At 59.9% G+C, this 18,400-nt stretch carries 19 protein-coding genes, 2 pseudogenes and 1 riboswitch; of the genes and pseudogenes, 12 read left to right on the forward strand and 9 right to left on the reverse strand.

Annotated elements, in window-relative coordinates; translation table 11 throughout:
* Window positions 1-16 precede the first annotated feature (16 nt).
* The gene (locus J1G33_RS25500) at window positions 17-889 is read right to left on the reverse strand and encodes a LysR family transcriptional regulator (protein ID WP_223019003.1); all 873 of its coding nucleotides are present in this window, start codon (window positions 887-889) and stop codon (window positions 17-19) included.
* Window positions 890-992: 103 nt separating this feature from the next.
* On the opposite strand from J1G33_RS25500, the gene J1G33_RS25505 reads away from it, so the two are divergent.
* Complete coding sequence (locus J1G33_RS25505) at window positions 993-2,387, forward strand: aldehyde dehydrogenase family protein (RefSeq protein WP_148854398.1); 1,395 nt, start codon at window positions 993-995, stop codon at window positions 2,385-2,387.
* Window positions 2,388-2,405: 18 nt separating this feature from the next.
* On the opposite strand, the gene J1G33_RS25510 is transcribed toward J1G33_RS25505, so the two are convergent.
* Window positions 2,406-2,711, reverse strand: a complete 306-nt coding sequence (locus J1G33_RS25510) for a protealysin inhibitor emfourin (RefSeq protein ID WP_005789790.1) — start codon at window positions 2,709-2,711, stop codon at window positions 2,406-2,408.
* 29 nt (window positions 2,712-2,740) lie between these two features.
* The gene (locus J1G33_RS25515) at window positions 2,741-3,802 is read right to left on the reverse strand and encodes a M4 family metallopeptidase (protein WP_032880233.1); all 1,062 of its coding nucleotides are present in this window, start codon (window positions 3,800-3,802) and stop codon (window positions 2,741-2,743) included.
* A 136-nt stretch (window positions 3,803-3,938) separates the two neighbouring features.
* Between J1G33_RS25515 and J1G33_RS25520 the strand changes: the two genes are divergently transcribed.
* The 4 genes from J1G33_RS25520 (at window position 3,939) to J1G33_RS25535 (ending at window position 7,971) form a co-directional block, all read left to right on the forward strand.
* Entirely contained in the window at window positions 3,939-4,868 is a 930-nt protein-coding gene (locus tag J1G33_RS25520) for a DNA/RNA non-specific endonuclease (RefSeq protein WP_223019004.1), read from the forward strand.
* A gap of 22 nt (window positions 4,869-4,890) precedes the next feature.
* A riboswitch (cobalamin riboswitch) is annotated at window positions 4,891-5,084 on the forward strand.
* A 114-nt stretch (window positions 5,085-5,198) separates the two neighbouring features.
* Window positions 5,199-6,209 (forward strand): ABC transporter substrate-binding protein, encoded by a 1,011-nt coding sequence (locus J1G33_RS25525; protein ID WP_223019005.1) that lies wholly within the window; start codon window positions 5,199-5,201, stop codon window positions 6,207-6,209.
* Entirely contained in the window at window positions 6,206-7,210 is a 1,005-nt protein-coding gene (locus tag J1G33_RS25530) for an iron ABC transporter permease (RefSeq protein ID WP_032880229.1), read from the forward strand. Before J1G33_RS25525 ends, J1G33_RS25530 begins: the two co-directional genes overlap by 4 nt.
* Window positions 7,207-7,971, forward strand: coding sequence for an ABC transporter ATP-binding protein (locus J1G33_RS25535; protein ID WP_223019006.1), 765 nt, complete (start codon window positions 7,207-7,209; stop codon window positions 7,969-7,971). The genes J1G33_RS25530 and J1G33_RS25535 overlap by 4 nt, the downstream gene beginning before the upstream one ends.
* A 153-nt stretch (window positions 7,972-8,124) precedes the next feature.
* Here the strand turns inward: J1G33_RS25535 and J1G33_RS25540 are convergent, their stop codons facing one another.
* From J1G33_RS25540 to J1G33_RS25550, 3 genes are read right to left on the reverse strand one after another with little or no spacing between them, the layout of a single operon-like run.
* Window positions 8,125-8,616 (reverse strand): GNAT family N-acetyltransferase, encoded by a 492-nt coding sequence (locus tag J1G33_RS25540; RefSeq protein WP_223019007.1) that lies wholly within the window; start codon window positions 8,614-8,616, stop codon window positions 8,125-8,127.
* Entirely contained in the window at window positions 8,606-9,535 is a 930-nt protein-coding gene (locus J1G33_RS25545; RefSeq protein ID WP_223019008.1) for an alpha/beta hydrolase, read from the reverse strand. Before J1G33_RS25545 ends, J1G33_RS25540 begins: the two co-directional genes overlap by 11 nt.
* The gene (locus J1G33_RS25550) at window positions 9,535-9,975 is read right to left on the reverse strand and encodes a TspO/MBR family protein (protein ID WP_003192600.1); all 441 of its coding nucleotides are present in this window, start codon (window positions 9,973-9,975) and stop codon (window positions 9,535-9,537) included. Before J1G33_RS25550 ends, J1G33_RS25545 begins: the two co-directional genes overlap by 1 nt.
* Before the next feature lie 164 nt (window positions 9,976-10,139).
* Between J1G33_RS25550 and chrA the strand changes: the two genes are divergently transcribed.
* Window positions 10,140-11,333, forward strand: a complete 1,194-nt coding sequence (gene chrA, locus J1G33_RS25555; RefSeq protein WP_032880224.1) for a chromate efflux transporter — start codon at window positions 10,140-10,142, stop codon at window positions 11,331-11,333.
* A gap of 90 nt (window positions 11,334-11,423) precedes the next feature.
* On the opposite strand, the gene J1G33_RS25560 is transcribed toward chrA, so the two are convergent.
* Window positions 11,424-12,002: a nucleotidyltransferase family protein gene (locus J1G33_RS25560; protein ID WP_103733772.1), complete on the reverse strand. Its 579-nt coding sequence runs from the start codon at window positions 12,000-12,002 to the stop codon at window positions 11,424-11,426.
* Window positions 12,003-12,429: 427 nt separating this feature from the next.
* Between J1G33_RS25560 and J1G33_RS25565 the strand changes: the two genes are divergently transcribed.
* Both J1G33_RS25565 and J1G33_RS28000 read left to right on the forward strand, forming a co-directional pair.
* Entirely contained in the window at window positions 12,430-12,663 is a 234-nt protein-coding gene (locus J1G33_RS25565) for a DUF6124 family protein (RefSeq protein ID WP_032880222.1), read from the forward strand.
* Window positions 12,664-13,260: 597 nt separating this feature from the next.
* A pseudogene (locus tag J1G33_RS28000) lies at window positions 13,261-13,326 on the forward strand (hypothetical protein); the annotation flags it as partial.
* Between the two features lie 96 nt (window positions 13,327-13,422).
* Here the strand turns inward: J1G33_RS28000 and J1G33_RS25570 are convergent.
* Entirely contained in the window at window positions 13,423-14,043 is a 621-nt protein-coding gene (locus J1G33_RS25570) for a tyrosine-type recombinase/integrase (RefSeq protein WP_223019009.1), read from the reverse strand.
* Window positions 14,044-14,236: 193 nt separating this feature from the next.
* Window positions 14,237-15,262 carry a LysR family transcriptional regulator gene (locus J1G33_RS25575; protein WP_223019010.1) on the reverse strand — a complete coding sequence of 342 codons (1,026 nt, stop codon included), beginning with the start codon at window positions 15,260-15,262 and terminating at the stop codon, window positions 14,237-14,239.
* Window positions 15,263-15,365: 103 nt separating this feature from the next.
* Here J1G33_RS25575 and J1G33_RS25580 point away from each other — a divergent pair, with 103 nt between their 5' ends.
* The 4 genes and pseudogenes from J1G33_RS25580 to J1G33_RS25590 all read left to right on the forward strand — a co-directional run.
* Window positions 15,366-16,115, forward strand: a complete 750-nt coding sequence (locus tag J1G33_RS25580) for an SDR family oxidoreductase (RefSeq protein WP_032880218.1) — start codon at window positions 15,366-15,368, stop codon at window positions 16,113-16,115.
* Between the two features lie 14 nt (window positions 16,116-16,129).
* Window positions 16,130-17,227 (forward strand): annotated as a pseudogene (locus tag J1G33_RS25585) (NADH:flavin oxidoreductase); the annotation flags it as partial.
* A gap of 171 nt (window positions 17,228-17,398) precedes the next feature.
* Window positions 17,399-18,112 (forward strand): arginase family protein, encoded by a 714-nt coding sequence (locus J1G33_RS28005; RefSeq protein WP_323134844.1) that lies wholly within the window; start codon window positions 17,399-17,401, stop codon window positions 18,110-18,112.
* Window positions 18,113-18,217: 105 nt separating this feature from the next.
* Window positions 18,218-18,400 (forward strand): hypothetical protein (locus tag J1G33_RS25590; RefSeq protein ID WP_223019011.1); only part of this gene is annotated, 183 nt, incomplete at its 3' end.

The raw sequence follows: 18,400 nt of genomic DNA on the forward strand, positions 1-18,400 counted from the left end.
AGCTCCCACATTTGATCTAGGATGCTGGCAGATTGCGTTCTTCCAGCAGTTTTACGAAACTGTTCAAACTCTGCGAAACCGTGCCCCGCCGCCAGATCAGCCAGGTATTGAGCAGTCGAAAGCTGTCCGTCAACGGCCACACACTCACCGCCGCACACCCCGGCATACTCTCCAGCATACTGCGCGGCATCAGCGCCAGCCCGGCCCCGGCGCTGACACAGGCCAACATGCCATGGTAGGACTCGATCTCGAAGATCTTGCCCGGCACCGCGCCATCCTGTGAAAACCAGCGTTCAAAGTGATGCCGGTACGAGCAGTTCGAGCGAAACGTATAGATGTTCTCGCCATTCACATCCTGCCCCCGGCTGATCGGCGCGTGATGCAGCGGCGCGATCACCACCATCTCCTCCTCAAACACCGCCACACCCTCCAGCGTGGAATGCAGCACCGGCCCATCGACAAAGGCCGCCGTCAGCCGGCCCGACAGTACGCCTTCGATCATGGTGCCCGAGGGGCCCGTACTCAGGTCCAACTCCACCTTGGTGTATTGCTGGTTATACGCCGCTAGTAACGCCGGGATACGCACCGCCGCCGTGCTCTCCAGCGAGCCCAGGGCAAAGGCGCCTTGGGGCTCCTCCCCCGCCACCGTGGCGCGGGCTTCCTGCACCAGATCGAGAATGCGCCGCGTATAGCCGAGGAAATTCCACCCCGCAGGGGACAAACGCAATCGACTCTTCTCACGGATGAATAACTCCACGCCCAAATCCTGCTCCAGTTGCTTGATGCGCGTGGTGAGGTTCGACGGCACCCGATGAATCAACTGTGCGGCGGCGCTGATGCTGCCTTGTTCGGCAACCGCCTTGAAGATTTCCAGCTGCACCAGATCCAAGTCATTCTCCATTCATGAACGTATTGCTTAATATTATTCAGTTTCCAGAAAAGATACAGCCCCGTACGCTGGTCCCATTCCACTCATTCAGCCGGACGGTGCCATGAACAACGCTATTTCCCACCAGACCCACGCCTTGTCGATCAATCCCGCCAACGGTGAAACCGTTGCCAGCTACCCCTATGAAAGCGCAGCACAACTGGATGCCGCCCTCACCCGCGCGACCGATGCCTTCCGTACCTGGCGCCACACCCCGGTGAACCAGCGTGCCGACTATCTGCTGGCCCTGGCTGTCGCCCTGCGTGAGCAAGCTGAAGACATGGCGCAGATGATCACCCTGGAAATGGGCAAGCCTATCGCCCAGGCCCGCGCCGAGATTGAAAAATGCGCCCAGCTCAGCGAGTGGTACGCCGCCCACGGCCCGGCCATGCTCGCCCCGGAACCTACCTTGGTGGACAACGGCAGCGCCCGGATCGAATACCGCCCACTGGGCCCGATCCTCGCGGTGATGCCGTGGAACTTCCCGGTGTGGCAAGTGCTGCGCGGCGCCGTGCCGACCCTGCTCGCCGGCAACACCTATGTACTCAAACATGCGCCCAACGTAATGGGCAGCGCCTACCTGATCCAGCAAGCGCTGCGCAAAGCCGGTTTTGCCGAAGGCGTGTTTGAAGTGATCAACGTGACCCAGGACGGCGTGTCCACCGCCATCGCCGACCCGCGCATCGCCGCCGTGACGCTCACCGGCAGCGTTCGCGCCGGTATTGCCATCGGCTCACAGGCCGGGGCCGCGTTGAAAAAATGCGTGCTGGAACTGGGTGGCTCCGACCCGTTTATCGTGCTCAACGACGCCGACCTCGACGCCGCCGTACAAGCCGCCGTCATCGGCCGCTTCCAGAACAGCGGCCAGGTCTGCGCAGCCGCCAAGCGCTTGATCATCGAAGCAGGCGTGGTTGAAGCCTTCACCGCCAAATTCCTGGAAGCCAGCCGCGCCCTGGTGATGGGCGAACCCACCTCGACCGCCACCTATATTGGCCCCATGGCGCGTTTTGATCTGCGTGACGAACTGCACGGCCAGGTCCAGGCGACCCTGGAAGAAGGCGCCAGGCTGCTGCTGGGCGGCCATAAAGTCGCGGGCGCGGGCAATTACTATGAGCCGACCGTACTGGCCGACGTCACCGACCAAATGACGTCGTTCAAACAGGAACTGTTCGGCCCCGTGGCGTCGATCATCACCGCCCGCGACGCCGACCACGCCGTGGCCCTGGCCAACGACAGCGAGTTCGGCCTGACGGCCAGCATCTTCACGGCCGACTCGGCAAAGGCGCGAGCGATTGCCGACCAGCTGGAAACCGGCGGGGTCTTCGTCAACGCGTTCAGCGTGTCGGACCCTCGGGTGGCGTTTGGCGGCGTAAAGAAAAGCGGGTTCGGCCGCGAGCTGTCGCACTTCGGTGTACGCGAGTTCTGCAATGCGCAGACGGTGTGGCTGGATCGCAAGTAGCCTGCCAGCCTTGGCACTTCAACAATTAATATGTCGTCGCACGCACTGCACCAAACCATCCAGGGCCTGGGGTTTTACCGGCGCGAGCACACAGACCGTGTGCTCGCGCGCTCCTTCCGTCACTGTCAGGGTGTAATGCACCTGGCCGGGGTTGCCTGGTTCAGGGCGAGTGCTTTGCGGCAACCGAAAGAAACCCGAGTCTTCGATCAGTTGCCGCAACTCTTGCTGGTCCTGCTCGGGCAGCGCGTCCAGTTCGACGCTGCGCGGTTTGGCCAACCCTGGAAAAAACGCCGCCCCGCCGCTTTCCTTGATTGAAATTCGCATGGCTGTTCCTCGCCGCACAGGCGGCTTCGTCAAACGTTAATGCCCACCGCTTTCCAGCCTGCCTTGACCGCCTTCTGCTCATCCTTGTTTACGCCATAAAGCTGACCGGCAATATCATGGGTGATACGCGCAAAACGCAAAAAGCCGGAATTGGGCCGCAGCCGCGAATCGCGCAGTGCGTCATACCAGATCCGCCCTGCACGCTCCCAGGCGAACCCGCCAATCTTGGTCGCCACCTGATAGAACGCGTGGTTGGGAATGCCGGAATTGATATGCACGCCACCATTGTCCTCGTAGGTTTGCACAAAATCATCCATATGCCCCGGCTGCGGGTCTTTGCCCAGCAGCTTGTCATCAAAGGCGCTGCCCGGGGCTTTCATCGAACGCAGAGCGGTGCCTTTGATCTTTTTGGTAAACAGCCCCTTGCCGATCAACCAGTCGGCGTCCTCGGCCGTTTGCTTCAGCGCGTACTGCTTGATCAACGAACCGAATACATCCGACAGCGACTCGTTCAGCGCGCCGGACTGGTTGAAGTACATCAGCTTGGCCTCATCCTCGGTCACGCCATGAGCCAACTCATGGCCAATGACGTCGAGTGCCACGGTGAAACGATTGAACAACTGCTGGTCGCCATCGCCGAACACCATCTGGGTCGAATTCCAGAACGCGTTGTTGTAGTCCTGGCCGAAGTGCACCGTGGCGTCCAGCGCCATGCCCGCATCGTCGATGGAGTTGCGGTCGAATACCTGGTCAAAAAAATCGAAGGTCGCGCCCAGTCCATCATAGGCTTCGTCCACCGCGGCATCGCCACTGGCGGGCTGCCCTTCACCGCGAATCAGCTTGCCGGGCAGGCTATCGGTGTTTCCGGCGCTGTAGATCGAGCGCTGTTTCTCGGCGCCCACGGCCAGCGCCATGCGGGCCGGGCCCTTGGCGGGTACCGCGACCATACGCAACGACCGGAACGTGCTGTCCTTGGCGCGCGTGCGTAATGCGACCTCCCGCTGGGCTTTATCCCCGTGGCGGGCGATCTGGTCGAGCATGTACGGCGGGATCAGGCAGAAAATCGGGTTGCGCAGTTGGCGAACACACATGAGCTGGCTCCTTTTTGGCGTGTGATGAACGTCCGGGTAACGGTTTTCAGGATAGCCCTGTGTTCGCCCCCTGGGCCAAATTGTCATGAGTTTGTGTTTCAGTGGTGTTTATCCGAGGCCCATAAGGAACATGCCCATGCCCGCCCGCACAGCCCAAATCGACCTTTCCCACCGCCCAAGGCTCGCCGACCTGCGTCCATTGGTCGCGGCCAGCCCCACCCTGCTGGAAGCCAGAGCCGCGACGCCGCGTGTCACAGCGGCCAAGGACTTCAAAAACCGCGCGGGCTATGCCGACGATTTCCTCAGCGATTTCGTGGTGCCATGGCCCACGGTTGGCGAGCCACTGGCGGGCGACGTGCAACCCAAGCGCCTGGACTACACGCATTTCTCCATCACCATGTCGCGCTCCCGACGATTGGCGCTCTACGTGGGGGTCAATATCGACGGCGCCAAGCATGTGGACATCACGCGCAGCAACGACACCTGGGCCTACGATGGCCGCTTGCCCCTGGACGCCCAAGTAGGTGAAGACCTCTATGCCGGCAATGGCCTGGACCGCGGCCACCTGGTACGGCGCCAGGACCCCAACTGGGGCGACGAGGCGAACACCGCCAACTTCGACACCTTTCACTTCACCAACTGCTCCCCTCAAATGAGCGGCTTCAACCAGAAAACCTGGCTGGAGCTCGAAGACTACATCCTCGACAACACCCAGCGCTGGAAAGCCCGGGCCACGGTGTTTACCGGGCCAGTGTTCGCCGATGACGACCGGCTTTACCGTGGCGTGAAAATCCCCAAGGCGTTCTGGAAAGTGGTGGCCTACCTCAGCGACGATGGCAAACCGTCCGCCAGCGCCTACATGATTGACCAAAGCCGCGAGCTGGGCCAACTCGACCTGGTATTCGGCCCGCTTCGCACCTACCAGCGCAGTGTGATTGCGATCGAACAACTGACCGGAATCCGCTTCGCCAACCTGGCCGACTACGACGGGTTCAGCAACGAAGAGCGCGCCACAGGCACCCGGATCGAAGCGCTGATCCGCGGGCCGCAAGATATTCGACTCTGATTCGCGCCTACAGGGTGTGATCGCTTACCATACCGCCGCCGGTTCCCGTATGGGACTAACAGGGAATTCGAAACGCCGCACGCGACGTGAACCGAAACTGCCCCCGCAACTGTAGATGCCGAGCCTGCTCCCACTGCCACTGGACCGCGTCCGGGAAGGCGGGAGCAAGGCGACGACGCATCAGTCAGGAGACCTGCCGGCCCAGCTAATTCACTAACCGGCGGGGTGTCCGGGAAGGACATCCTGGCCCTGCCCATCAGCAGCGTCCATGGGCGTATTTCCGAGCCGTACCTCCCCTGCTGCACCTACGGTTCACAAGGAGATCGCCTCATGCTGCCACGCGTTACCGCCCTGATCGCAGGCTTGGGTATGTGTGCCCTGGCGCAAGCCGCGCCCACTCAGTACCCGTTGACCGTGCAAAACTGCGGCAGCACCCTGACCTTCCAGCACGCCCCCGCCCGCAGCGTGACCATCGGCCAGGCCGCCACCGAGATGCTCTACGCCCTGGGCGTGGGCGACAAGGTGGTCGGCACTTCGCTGTGGTTCAACAACGTGGCGGCGCAGTACAAGGCCCAGGACGACCTCATCGAGCGCCTGGCCAACAACGAGCCAAGCTTCGAAGCCGTACTCGCCAAGCGCCCGCAACTGGTGGCCGCCGAACTGGAATGGGTGGTAGGGCCCCAAGGCGTGGTCGGCACCCGTGAGCAGTTTCATGAACTGAAGATCCCCACCTACCTGTTGCCGTCCGACTGCGAAGGCAAAGACAACCTGGTGGGCGCCGATGGCACCCGGTTGGAGCCCTTTCGCATCGAGACGATCTACCAGAGCCTCCAGCAACTGGCGCAGATTTTCGACGTACAGGATCGCGGCCAGCAACTGACCGACGAACTCAAGGCGCGCCTGGCCAAATCCGTCGCTACGGCGCAGGGCAAAGGCTTGAAGCAGGCCAGCGCACTGGTGTGGTTCTCCAGCGCCGAAATGGCCAGCGACCCTTACGTAGCCGGCCATAAGGGCGTGCCGCAATTCATGCTGCAAACCCTAGGCCTGCGTAACGTCGTGCAGTCCGATGAAGAGTGGCCCGCCGTCGGCTGGGAAACCATCGCCAAGGCCAACCCCACCTTCCTGGTGATCGCACGCATGGACCGCCGCCGCTACCCGGCCGACGACCATGAAAAGAAACTCGCCTTCCTGCGCAGCGACCCCGTGACCCGCAACATGGACGCGGTGAAGAACAACCGCATCATCATCCTCGACGCCCTGGCGTTGCAGGCGAGCCTGCGCACCTTCGAAGGCCTTGAACAACTGGCCGCCGCCATCGACGGCTATAACCTGGGCCAATGATGCGCACCCTACTCGCCCTGGCGTTGCTGCTGCTCGCCCTACTCGCTGGCGTCGCCATCGGTGAAACTGCCATCGAACCGCAGGTGGTGCTGCAGGTGCTCGCCAATAAACTCTGGGGCGCAGGCTTCGTGCTGGACCCCATCGACGAAGGTGTGGTGTGGAACTATCGGCTCACCCGTGCCCTGGTGGCCGCAGCCTGCGGCGCAGGGTTGGCAACATGCGGCGTGATCCTGCAATCACTGCTGCGTAACCCGCTGGCCGATCCGTACCTGCTGGGCATCAGCGCCGGCGCGTCAACCGGCGCGGTACTCGTTGCCTTGATTGGCGTGGGCGGTGGCCTGGTGTCGTTATCGGCCGGCGCGTTTGTGGGGGCGATGGCGGCGTTTGCGCTGGTGACGCTGCTGGCGCGGGCCAGCGGATCGTCCAGCGGCACCGGGCAGATCATCCTCGCGGGCATCGCCGGCTCGCAGTTGTTCAATGCCCTGACCGCGTTCCTGATCACCAAGTCCGCCAGCTCCGAACAAGCCCGCGGCATTATGTTCTGGCTGCTGGGCAACCTCAGCGGCGTGCGCTGGCCATCGGTGTGGTTGGCGGTGCCGGTGGCGGTCGTGGGGCTCGCGGTGTGCCTGTGGCACCGTCGCGCACTGGATGCGTTTACCTTCGGCAGCGACTCGGCGGCCTCCCTCGGCATCCCGGTGCGCCGCGTGCAATTTGTGCTGGTGGCCTGCGCTGCGCTGGTGACGGCGGTGATGGTGTCCATCGTCGGCTCCATCGGGTTTGTCGGTTTGGTGATTCCCCACGCGGTGCGCCTGTTGCTTGGCACCGGGCATTCGCGCTTGCTGCCAGCCAGCGCCTTGGGTGGCGCGCTGTTTTTGATCGCTGCGGACGTGCTGTCGCGCACCTTGATCAAGGGCCAGGTGATTCCGGTGGGTGTGGTGACCGCATTGGTGGGCGCGCCGGTGTTTGCGCTGATCCTGATTGGCCGGAGGAATGCGCGATGAGCGTGCTCAGTTGCAGCGGCCTGGGCTTCAAAGTGCGTGAGGCGCAGTTGCTGCGTGACATTGACCTGGACGTGCAGTTGGGTGAAACCCTCGGCATCGTCGGGCCCAATGGTTCAGGCAAATCCACCCTGCTCAAATTGCTGGCTGGATTACGTGTGCCGGCCAGCGGCGATGTTCGCCTGGGTGGCAAGCCGCTGGGTGAGTTGCCGCGCCGCACCATCGCGCAACAATTGGCGGTCGTGGAGCAACAGGCCGACACCGACGACGCCATTCGCGTGTTCGATGCCGTGGCCCTGGGCCGCACGCCGTGGCTGTCGGCGCTGAGCCCGTGGTCGCGCGAAGACGATGCCATCGTGCACCAGGCCCTGCACGACGTAGACGCCACCCACCTGAGCCAACGCGCCTGGCGCAGCCTCTCCGGTGGCGAGCGTCAGCGCGTACACATCGCCCGCGCCCTGGCGCAACGGCCGCAGATTTTATTGCTGGACGAGCCGACCAATCACCTGGATATCCAGCATCAACTGGCGATCCTCAAAGGCGTGCAAGGCTTGCCGGTGACGACCTTGATTGCGCTGCATGACCTGAATCAGGCGCTGACCTGTGATCGCCTGGCCGTACTGGATCGCGGGCACCTGGTGGCGCTGGGCGCGCCGCTGCAAGTGCTGACGCCGCAGCGTTTGCAAGAGACCTTCGGGGTGCAGGGGCATTACCTGACAGACCCGTTCGACGGTGCGCAAATCCTGCGTCTGCGCTCCAACTGAACCTGTAGGTTGGAGCAGCTTGTTCTGGTGACAGCCTGACAGCCAACTGTGATCAAAATGTGGGAGGGGGCTTGCTCCCGATGTCGGTGGGTCAGTCATAGATGTGTTTGCTGACACTCCCTCATCGGGAGCAAGCCCCCTCCCACATTGGTTCTACAGAGGCAGGTGCATATGGGTTGTTTGCCAGATCGGGTCGGCCTCGACATCCACCACTTCGAACCCCTGCCGCCGCCAGAAATCAATCGCGCCGGGCAGAAACGGATGGGTGTGCAAGTACATCACCTCCACGCCATTCGCCCGCGCCAGCGCCTCCAGCGAGCGGTACAACTGGCCCGCCAGGCCCAGGCGGCGCACTGCCGGGAGCACATACAGGCGCACCACTTCCACCGTCTTGCGCCCCTGATAGTTCAACTGCGGGAAGCGGCCGTCGTAGGGCCGATAAGCCACCGAGGCAACTATCCGGCCTTCGGCACGAGCAATCAAAAACCGCCCGCCGCCCTCAAGGTAGATCGCTTCAAACTGCGCCAGATCGTGAGGGACACCGGTGGCACTAAGCGTAGGAAACAGTTCATCACGCGCCTGCAAAGCGAAGCTCAGCACCTGAGGAATGTCAGCGGCCTGCACCGCCTCGATACTAACGCTCATCGCCAAGGATCCGAGCCGTTATCCACTGGCGAGCGTAAGCCAACACGCGATCGGCCATCGCCACCTGAAAATGAATAAACCCATGGGCCGCTTCCGGCAGTAGATGGGCCTCAACCGCCGCCCATCGCTCGGCGATAAGCAGGGTGTCATCCTTGAGCGGGTCCAATTCGCCCACGAACATCAGCGCTGGCGGCAGCCCCTCAAAGTCCCCATACAAAGGGGACAAAGGCGGCTGCCGGCGCGCCTCGTCGCTGATCCCCGGCGTCAGCAGGCGCAGCGCCTGGACCATGCCCGGTCCGTCCAGCAACAAGGTGCCCGGCCCGGCCGTGCGCACACTGGGCGTGCCGGTCAAATCGTAGACGCCGTAATACAACACCGCGCCGCTTACCCGCTGGAGTAACTCGGGCCATTGCTTGAGCGCCAACAAGGTGGCCGCCGCCAGATGCCCGCCGGCCGATTCACCGACGAAAAACACCGGCAGGCCGGCAAACTCCGGGCAATCCGCCAGGAGCCAGCGCGCAGCCGTCAGGCAGTCGTCCAGCAACCCTTCGATCGGCGTATCCACCGCCAGCCGATAATCCACCGACACCACCGCCACATCGCAAGCGTTGACCATGCCGAGGTTAAGGTCGTCATTCATTTGCGCATTGCCGATCACCCAGCCACCGCCGTGGATATCCAGCACCACGCCTTTGAGCTTGCCACTGGGGCGCAAGATGCGCACGGGCACCGTGCCCAGCCTTTTCAGCTCAACCACGGGCGCCTTCTTGAACGTCTGGCTGGCGCGTAGCAGTGCCTGGATCATGCGCGGCGTCACGCGGTTGCGGACTTTAAAGCGCGGCATCCACGCCAGTTTCTGATTGAAGCGGCGCATCTGGGCCAGTTCGGGCTCGCTGGCGGGCCAATGCTGGTAAGCCATCAGCGATTATTACGCAGGATCGAGAAGTTCAACGCCGCGGCCACGCACAGCCACGCCAGATACGGGAACAGGATCAGTCCGGTAATCAAATCCAGGCGCACGGCCAGCACCACCATCGCTGCCACGGTGAGCCACAAGAGCACGATAATCACCATCCCGGCGAACAACCGATGGGCACCGAAGAACACCGGCGTCCACAGCGTGTTCAATGCAATCTGCGCCGCCCACAAGGCCAACACCATTTCGCTGCCGGGGATCAGGGTCAAGCGGTAACCGGCCCAGGCCAACAGCAGGTAGATGATCGTCCATGCCACCGGGAACAGCCAATTGGGCGGGGTAAAGCTGGGCTTGACCAGGGATTCGTACCAGGCACCGGGTTTGAAGATCACACCGGTACTGGCGGCGGCGGCGCAGGCGAGCAGGAAGATGAAAAAGGTCATGGTCGGTCCTTGAGGTCCTGTGGATGGAAAAACAATGCACTGCTTTGAGTGACTCAAGCAACCGCGGATAAATTCAATGGGAGCAGCAAAATACCCGCTCTTCTGCGCGTCATGAAAATTGGTTATGGTCGGCAACATCCAGCATCGTTGCCCGAGACGCCCCCTTGCCCCAGCTTGCCGATCACCGCAGCAGCCCCTGGTCAGTGTTCCTGATCTTCCTGCGCCTGGGCCTCACCTCCTTCGGCGGGCCGATTGCGCACCTGGGCTATTTTCGCCAAGAGTTCGTCAGCCGCCGCCGCTGGCTCAGCGAGCGCAGCTATGCCGAACTGGTCGCCCTCTGCCAATTCCTCCCCGGCCCGGCCAGCAGCCAGGTCGGTATCGCGTTGGGCCTGTCCCGCGCGGGTTACCGGGGCGCGGCGGCAGCCTGGGCCGGGTTCACCTTGCCGTCGGCCATCGCCCTGATCCTGTTTGCCCTGGGGCTGGCCCACTACGGCGGCGCCCTCCCCCATGGCGCGCTGCACGGCCTCAAGGTCGTCGCCGTAGCGGTGGTGGCCCAGGCCGTATGGGGCATGGCACGCAACCTGTGCCGAGGCGTTTTACGGGTGGCGTTGATGTTGATCGCCGCCTGCGTGGTGCTGCTGCAACCCTCCGCCTGGGCTCAAGTCGGGGTCATGGTGGTCGCAGGCGTGGCCGGCCTGTTGCTGTTCAAGCCCGAGAGCAGTGCCGAGCCCGACGCGCTGCCCATCGCCATCAGCCGCCGTGCCGGAGCCCTGTGGTTGATGCTGTTTTTGCTGCTGCTTATAGGCTTGCCACTCCTCTCCGCATGGGCGCTCAACCCCACGCTGGCGCTGGTGGACGCCTTCTACCGCACCGGCGCGCTGGTATTCGGCGGCGGCCACGTAGTGTTGCCGCTACTGCAAGCCGAAGTGGTGCCCAGCCACTGGGTCAGCAACGATGTATTCCTCGCCGGTTACGGCGCCACCCAGGCTATGCCCGGCCCGCTGTTCACCTTCGCCGCCTTCCTCGGTGCCTCCATGACCCACGCCCCGAGCGGTTGGCTTGGCGGGGTGATCGCCCTGCTGGCGATCTTCGCACCGTCGTTCCTGCTGATCTTCGGTGCCTTGCCCTTCTGGGCAAACCTGCGCAGCAGCCCGCGTACCCAGGCGGCACTGGCCGGGGTGAACGCGGCGGTGGTTGGCCTGTTGTTGGCGGCGCTGTACCAGCCAGTGTGGACCAGCGCGATTTTCAATGTGTATGACGTGGCGTTGGCGCTACTCGCACTGGTCGCGTTGATGGTGTGGAAGCTGCCGCCATGGCTGGTAGTAATAGGTTGCGGCGTACTCGGGGGGTTACTGTAGGAGCGAGCTTGCTCGCGAAAAACTCACAGGCGCCGCGTTTAATCTGAAGGCACGCGTTATCGTTAACGATTTTCGCGAGCAAGCTCGCTCCTACAGCATTGGGGCTAAGCCCGGCTCGACAATCTCGAGCCACGGCCAACGCGCTTGATAACTCCTGGCCTTGTGCAAAAACAGCTCCGGCTCCGGATGCAAGGGGTTGATACGCAAGACACCCTGCTTCACATCCTCCAAGCCATAAGGCGCGTACACCTCGCCCGAGGCAATATCCAGCGCAATACACGTGCCCGCCACCAGGTAACGGTCCACCCCTTGCCGGGCCGAATGCAACTGCGGGTAAGGCCGGCCAAACCGCTGCCCATACCAAAGGTGCACCCGCGCCTGATTCCTGACCTCCACATTCACCCCCAGGTCTTGGAATAGCACCTGCGCCGCACGAATTACCGCGTCTTCCGCCTCGTAGGACAGGTCCTCGTCAAAGTAAAAAACGTCATAGTCCTTCACGCCCTGAGCCGCCGGCAGATTCGCCTGATGGTTCCACACCGCCTGGAACAAACAGCCCGCCGTGAGCATGCACTGCTGCACACCCAGATCCGGCAGGCGCGCGGTGATTTGCGCATTGATAGGGTTGGCCATGGCCAATTCGAGCAAGGTGTCGACAGTCAATGTCATGTTCAGTCCTCCATCGTCAGCGCCAACCATAACACCGGAATATGGCACTTCTGTAGGAGCGAGCTTGCTCGCGAAAAACCCAAACGATAACGCAGCGCCTGAAGGCAAAATCCGATTTCCACACCGCGCCTTGCTCCATTGCCTACGCGTGCGTCAGAATCCGCCGGCTTGTGCGCTGGGGTGGCCGTCTCTAAGGTGGCTCGGTCGCTGAATTGTTCAGTGATTCGGGTTTAGTAGCCTGAGCTTGGGTATCTATTAGTGCATGAGTTTCATCAGTCAGACAGTGCGTCTGTGCTTGATGGTGGCTGTGCGCAGGGCGTCTTCGGGCGCGCCGGCTTTAGATGTCCACCGGTCTACTAACCTGCGTACAGCTGCCACCCACTGTTTAGTAGCGGAAAGGTGGTGGCATCACTCAGGATGTCTACTCATGTCAAAAGCAGATTCAAGTGCCCTCTTCAACGTTGCCCCCAACGCCAACAACGAAAGCCTCATCACCAACAGCTACGAAACCTTCACCAGCGTCAGCACCCTCCTGCTCGACCTGTCCGAAGACCTCAACGGCAAACACCGCGACATCGCCCTCGCCATACACCAACTGAGCGAACTGGGCGTACTGCTTACCGCCAGACTCCTCGATCGCGAAGCGCCCTGCCCTGGGTGATGATTAGCCCTTTAATTCAATAGCTCGATAACTCGTCGCGTCGTTGTAAGCCACGTACAACGACTCGGCGAGTTGGCGCTTGATGGCTTTGGTGGATTCAGCCTCGGCACAAAGCCCTCTGCGATGAGGAGAGCGGCGACTGCTTTCGGCCCAGAGTGTGTAAATACTTAGCAGGAACGTTCGGCACTGAGGTAAAGCTAGTCTGTAGATCTCAAACCGAAGGGATGCCCTCGAATGACAGGATCTTCTAGAACCAGTGTTCGTGCATTTTCGAAAGAAATACAGGGGTAATCGGCAGACTGGATGCTGAACCGATGACCGAGTCGATCCCGCACTTCGGACACAGAGCGGTGCTATCTAGATCAACCCACTCAGTGATTTCAGAGGGCGAAAACACACCTAAGCAGTAAAAACAGCCACAGTGATCGCTTGCCTCAATTTGAGTACGGTGATTTGTAGAAAATTGGTGCGCTGAAATCACATCCATAGGCAGATCCTTAAGCTCCAAATTTACTAGCATTACTTTCTTGCATCAGAGTACATCAAGAGTCTTCCAACGTTGCTCCGATTGCCCAAAGTGATAACGCAGGATTGCCTATGAAACGTTTCATCCAAGGTGACTATCGCGGACAAAGCACTCTGCTTCCCGAAAGCCTTGACGATTAAGTCAGTGATACCAATGCGGTCCGCGTAGTCGACGTCTCTGTCGACGAGCGGGCCGGTTAGCGACGGTCTAACTTCGACCGTCGCTATGCATGGTCAAACCTCAGTCTGTTCCGCCATCTCCAGGGCGTCATCGACCTCAATCCCCAGGTATCGAACAGTGCTCTCCAGCTTCGTATGGCCGAGCAGCAACTGAACCGCCCGCAGGTTCTTCGTCCTGCGATAGATCAGTGATGCCTTCGTACGTCTCATTGTGTGTGTGCCATACATGGCTGGATCAAGGCCCACGGCTTTCACCCAGCCTTTGACGATACGAGCGTATTGACGAGTAGATAGATGGTCTGAAGTATGCAGCCGGCTAGGAAAAAGGTAGTCCTCGCTGCGTAGCTGGGCCCGATGTATCCAGGCCCAGAGAGCAGATCGTGTTTGATCAGTGATCTCAAACTGCACAGGCCGTTGCGTCTTCTGCTGCATCACCATGGTTCGTGATGATAAGTGCTCGCCATGAGCAACGTCGCGCACGCGGAGCTTGGTTAAGTCGCAGGCTCGAAGCTTGCTGTCGATGGCCAGATCGAAGAGAGCCAGATCTCGGGTTCTTTCCGCAATTTGAAGCCTTACTCGGATGGCCCAGATATCTCTCAGTCGGAGTGGGGTTTTCTGCCCGACCAGTTTTCCTTTGTTCCGGGGCTGACGTCTGCAGGTAGCGATGATGTTCATGACAAGTCCTCCACGTGTGGAAGGACAAGGATGGCTAATCGGAGCAACGTTAGCTAACCGGCCAAAAGCGTACGCTCAAGACTTGTCAGTCTTTCGGCCAGAAGCAGATCTTTGCAAATCTCCATCTGTGGTACGAATCAGCCTCTTCGATATCTGCAGTAAGTAAGGAAGATGGCAGTGGCGCTTGGATCAGTCACTCTTGGCTCTCGGACCTGCCAAGAGTGATTACATATTCTCGCCCTGACTGTTTGAATGGTTTTTGAAGTTCCTTTACGTATCCCAGATGCAAAGCTGAAAGCTGTTTTTCATCAAAGCGGAAACTGTCGGCCTGCTGTTTAATATACTGGGCCGCGTGCTCAATGAAGCGCTGGACGCGCCGAGGCATGTCAGGCTGATGGGCATGATAAAGAAAGATCGCGTATCGCTCGCTGATGCTACTGCAGAACAGAGGAACTAGTTCACCGCTGCGCAGATAGGGAGCGGCGATGATGCCATCGATCATGCCTATCCCCATGCCTGCCAAAGCGGCTTGCAATTCGGTACCTACGTCATTGGTACAGAACGAGACATGGACAGGCTCGTACTCGGCGATGCCATCGACGTTGAATTCCCAAGGAATGACCCGACCGGTATTCGGCCTACGACTGCCAATGCACTCATGGTTGACCAGATCCATGCGCGTGGCAGGAACGCCGTGTTGATCCAGATAGTCTGGAGAGGCACAGGCGATCAGTTGGAGTCGCATCAGTTCCCTCACCACGAGCTGCCCTTCGGGGGAGAAACCTGATCTGAAGCCCACATCAATGCCGGCACTCACGATATCTGTGTATCGATCCTCCGCCACCAGATCGAATTCAACATCTGGATGTGCCTGCTGAAAGCTCTTGATGAGTGGCAGCATGAGGTTCTTACATAAGCTCAATGGTGCTGTCAGACGAATGAGCCCCTGGTCAGACGCAGTGGCTTGTCGGGTCTGTTCCCATGCCGATGCCAGTGCCGCAACCCCGCCTCGGGTTCGTTCGAGGAAGGTGCGCCCCTCTTCGGTCAGGCTTGAGCTGCGCCGCGAACGCCGGAACAGCGGCAATCCTAACTCTGCCTCCAGCTGACGAACGGCCTTGCTGACGGCTTGAGGGGTTATACCCAGCACTGCGGCGGCTTTGTAAAAACTGCCCAGGTCGGCGGATTTGATGAAGATTTCGATAGCTCGAAGACGATCCATAGGCAACTCTTGGTTGTTTATAAATAAGCAGTTTACCCATTATTTGGTTGGTCATTGACGGGTAGGGTGTAACGCACCTTTTCCAACAACGGAGATTCTTCGTATGAGCCAATCAAATATCGCAGGCAAAGTTGTCATCATTACCGGAGCCAGCAGCGGTTTGGGCGAGGCTACAGCTCGCCTCCTGGCTCGTGCGGGTGCACAGGTTGTTCTGGGTGCTCGCCGACTGGAACGCCTTGATCAAATAGTCGCAGAGATTGCTGCTGAGGGTGGCCAAGCCATCGCGGTGCAAACGGATGTGACGCGTCGAGAGGATCTGGAAGCGTTGGCAGCCGCCGGCGTCGAGAAGTTCGGCCGAATCGATGTGCTGGTTAATAACGCCGGCACCATGCCGCTGGCGCCGATCAACAAGCTCAGGGTTGATGAATGGGATCGCATGATCGACATCAACATCAAAGGCGTGCTCTATGGTATCGCGGCCGTACTGCCACGCTTCGAGGCTCAGAACAGCGGGCATATCATCAATATTTCGTCGGTAGCCGGCATCAAGGTCTTTGCACCCATCGGCAGTGTCTACAGCGCCACCAAGTTCGCTGTGCGGGCGATCGCTGAAGGCTTGCGCAGCGAGATTGGCCATAACATCCGCTCGACAATCATCTCTCCCGGCGCGGTTGAGTCTGAGCTCAAGCACCACACCTGCGATAGCGATACTGCGGAGGTGGTGAAAGGCTTCTATCAGGCCAACCAGATTTCCTCCGATTCAGTCGCCCGCGCCATCGCCTATGCCATCGAACAACCCCAGGACGTGGACATCAACGAAATCGTGATTCGTCCAACAGTCCAAGAATTTTGATGAGGACTGAGATCATGACTGCGCAAGTAATACCTCGAGTTTTGGCAACCACTCAAATAGACGGTTTGAAGCTGAAGAACCATCTTGCTGTTGCCCCCATGACCCGCGTCACTGCCACTGAGCATGGCAAAATCACTGCGGCGATGCATGAGTACTACCTGCGCTTCGCACAGGGTGGTTTCGGTCTGATTACTACCGAAGGGCTTTATACCGACAGGAATTACTCCCAGGGATACGCATTCCAGCCTGGCTTGGCTGACGACGAACAAGCGCACGCCTGGGTGGCTACCGTGCAGGCGGTTCAGGCCAGGGGCAGCCGTTTCTTCGCTCAGATAATGCACTCGGGCGCGCTCAGCCAGAGTAATCGTTTTCGCACCGAAACCGTCGCGCCTTCGGCGATCAAGCCAAAGGGTCAGCAACTGAGTTTCTACTACGGCAAGGGCGATTACGCCGAACCGAAAGAATTGAGCGAGCAGCAAATCGCTGAAATCGTCGAGGGCTTCGTCAGCTCAGCGATTCGCGCTGTACGCATATCGGGCTTCGACGGCGTCGAGATTCACGGTGCCAACGGCTATTTGCTCGATCAGTTCCTAAGCTACGAGACCAACAAACGCACCGATCGCTGGGGTGGAAATACGCAGAGGCGGGTCTCGCTGCTGGCGGAAATCGTAGAGAAGGTCAAAAAGGAAATCGGTCAGTTAGCTCGGGTCGGCATCCGGATCTCACAAGGCAAGGTGAACGATTTCACCAGTAAGTGGCCGGGCGGCGAAGCTGACGCGCAGATCATTTTCAGTGCTCTTGCGCAAGCAGGCGCAGACTTCATCCATGTCACTGAATACGATGCTTCAAAGCCAGCCTTCCCCGAAGGCCAGGATACCCTGGTGTCGCTCGCGCACCGTTACGCCCCTGGCGTTTCGATCATTGCCAATGGCGGCCTGGAAGATCTTGAGAGTGCCGGCAAGGTGCTGGATGCAGGCGCGAGCGTTTTAGCCATTGGCAAAGCAGCCCTGGCTAACCCAGACCTGCCAAACCGATTGGAAGCTCAGCTTGAAATGCGTCCGTTCAACGGTGATGTGCTCCAGCCGATTGCCAGCGTTAAGGAAAGCGAGCTTACCATCGAGCTGGCCGGCCCACGTAAAACACTTCGCCTGAAGATTCCCCAGTGGCAAGGTGGTGACAATCCGCCAACCGGGTTCGGTGCAGAGCTACTAGCCTTCCTGGCACCGGCCAGTACCAGCCCTCTGATCGAGATTCCCGTAAAGCCCTATACCGGGCAGAAGACGGTGATTCAGGATGGCGTAGCCCATCGTGAAGCGATCATGGAGCAGCTCCAGGCAACAACTGAAGTACTTAATGAGCATCGCCCAGACCGCGTAGTGGTATTTGGAGGCGACTGCCTGGTCGACCAAGCCCCGTTCGCTTACCTCAACGAACGGTACGACGGCCAGCTCGCTATCCTCTGGATAGATGCACACCCGGATATCAAAAACCCGAAAGAGTATTGCAACGCCCACACGATGGTAATGGCCAACCTGCTCGGTGAAGGAGACGCAACGCTGGCAGCTCAAGTAAAGGTGCACATTGATCCGAAGAAGGTGATGTTTGCAGGGCTGCGGCAGGATGGTCTGACCCGCCAGGAAGCTGAATTCATCGAACGCCACAGTCTGAGTGTTGCAACACCAGAAGCGCTGATCTCGTCCAGTGAAAGCGTACTGGAGTGGATCCGTCTCAACGAAATCAAGCATCTGGCCATCCACTTTGACCTGGATGTTCTGAACCCGACTGAGTTTCGCTCGGTGTTCTTCGGTGAGCCCAACCCGGCGAGCGATCCTTATGAGGCTTTTCCAGCAGGGAAAATGAGCGCGGCCCAAGTGGTGCGATTGATCAACGATGTGTCCAGTGCGACTGATGTAGTTGGTTTAGGTATCACCGAGCATCTGCCGTGGGATGCCATCACGCTTAAGGACATGCTGGCTGACATCCCGATTCTCTCGTAAATCATTTGTCCCGTATGAGCCTACTGCACCTGCACGTGCTAATACGGGGTCGCCTCATGCCGGCCAGAGCACTTACTAGTCGGAAGGAGGCGAGACCGGGGGTAAATGGGAGGATTTATTTCTCCCTGCTTTGATGTCCGCCTTTGGCCGTTTTATGCCTCTCGCCAGGGGCAGCAATCGGCCGATTCTGTTGAAAAAGTCGGATTTTCAGATTGCCTGAACTCAAGCGCGACCACCACTGGAGAACCTACTCACCACATTGAGTGGTTTTTCGGCCCTTCGGTGACC

The organism is Pseudomonas sp. P867 (assembly GCF_019891455.1).
In the GTDB taxonomy this organism is placed as follows: Bacteria; Pseudomonadota; Gammaproteobacteria; order Pseudomonadales; family Pseudomonadaceae; genus Aquipseudomonas; species Aquipseudomonas synxantha_A.

Bases quoted from the DNA above. Each gene is read 5' to 3' on its own strand.
- J1G33_RS25505 (WP_148854398.1), top strand. From the start codon at position 993: ATGAACAACGCTATTTCCCACCAGACCCACGCCTTGTCGATCAATCCC.
- J1G33_RS25510 (WP_005789790.1), bottom strand. From the start codon at position 2,711: ATGCGAATTTCAATCAAGGAAAGCGGCGGGGCGGCGTTTTTTCCAGGG.
- J1G33_RS25515 (WP_032880233.1), bottom strand. From the start codon at position 3,802: ATGTGTGTTCGCCAACTGCGCAACCCGATTTTCTGCCTGATCCCGCCG.
- J1G33_RS25520 (WP_223019004.1), top strand. From the start codon at position 3,939: ATGCCCGCCCGCACAGCCCAAATCGACCTTTCCCACCGCCCAAGGCTC.
- J1G33_RS25525 (WP_223019005.1), top strand. From the start codon at position 5,199: ATGCTGCCACGCGTTACCGCCCTGATCGCAGGCTTGGGTATGTGTGCC.
- J1G33_RS25530 (WP_032880229.1), top strand. From the start codon at position 6,206: ATGATGCGCACCCTACTCGCCCTGGCGTTGCTGCTGCTCGCCCTACTC.
- J1G33_RS25535 (WP_223019006.1), top strand. From the start codon at position 7,207: ATGAGCGTGCTCAGTTGCAGCGGCCTGGGCTTCAAAGTGCGTGAGGCG.
- J1G33_RS25540 (WP_223019007.1), bottom strand. From the start codon at position 8,616: ATGAGCGTTAGTATCGAGGCGGTGCAGGCCGCTGACATTCCTCAGGTG.
- J1G33_RS25545 (WP_223019008.1), bottom strand. From the start codon at position 9,535: ATGGCTTACCAGCATTGGCCCGCCAGCGAGCCCGAACTGGCCCAGATG.
- J1G33_RS25550 (WP_003192600.1), bottom strand. From the start codon at position 9,975: ATGACCTTTTTCATCTTCCTGCTCGCCTGCGCCGCCGCCGCCAGTACC.
- J1G33_RS25560 (WP_103733772.1), bottom strand. From the start codon at position 12,002: ATGACATTGACTGTCGACACCTTGCTCGAATTGGCCATGGCCAACCCT.
- J1G33_RS25565 (WP_032880222.1), top strand. From the start codon at position 12,430: ATGTCAAAAGCAGATTCAAGTGCCCTCTTCAACGTTGCCCCCAACGCC.
- J1G33_RS25570 (WP_223019009.1), bottom strand. From the start codon at position 14,043: ATGAACATCATCGCTACCTGCAGACGTCAGCCCCGGAACAAAGGAAAA.
- J1G33_RS25575 (WP_223019010.1), bottom strand. From the start codon at position 15,262: ATGGATCGTCTTCGAGCTATCGAAATCTTCATCAAATCCGCCGACCTG.
- J1G33_RS25580 (WP_032880218.1), top strand. From the start codon at position 15,366: ATGAGCCAATCAAATATCGCAGGCAAAGTTGTCATCATTACCGGAGCC.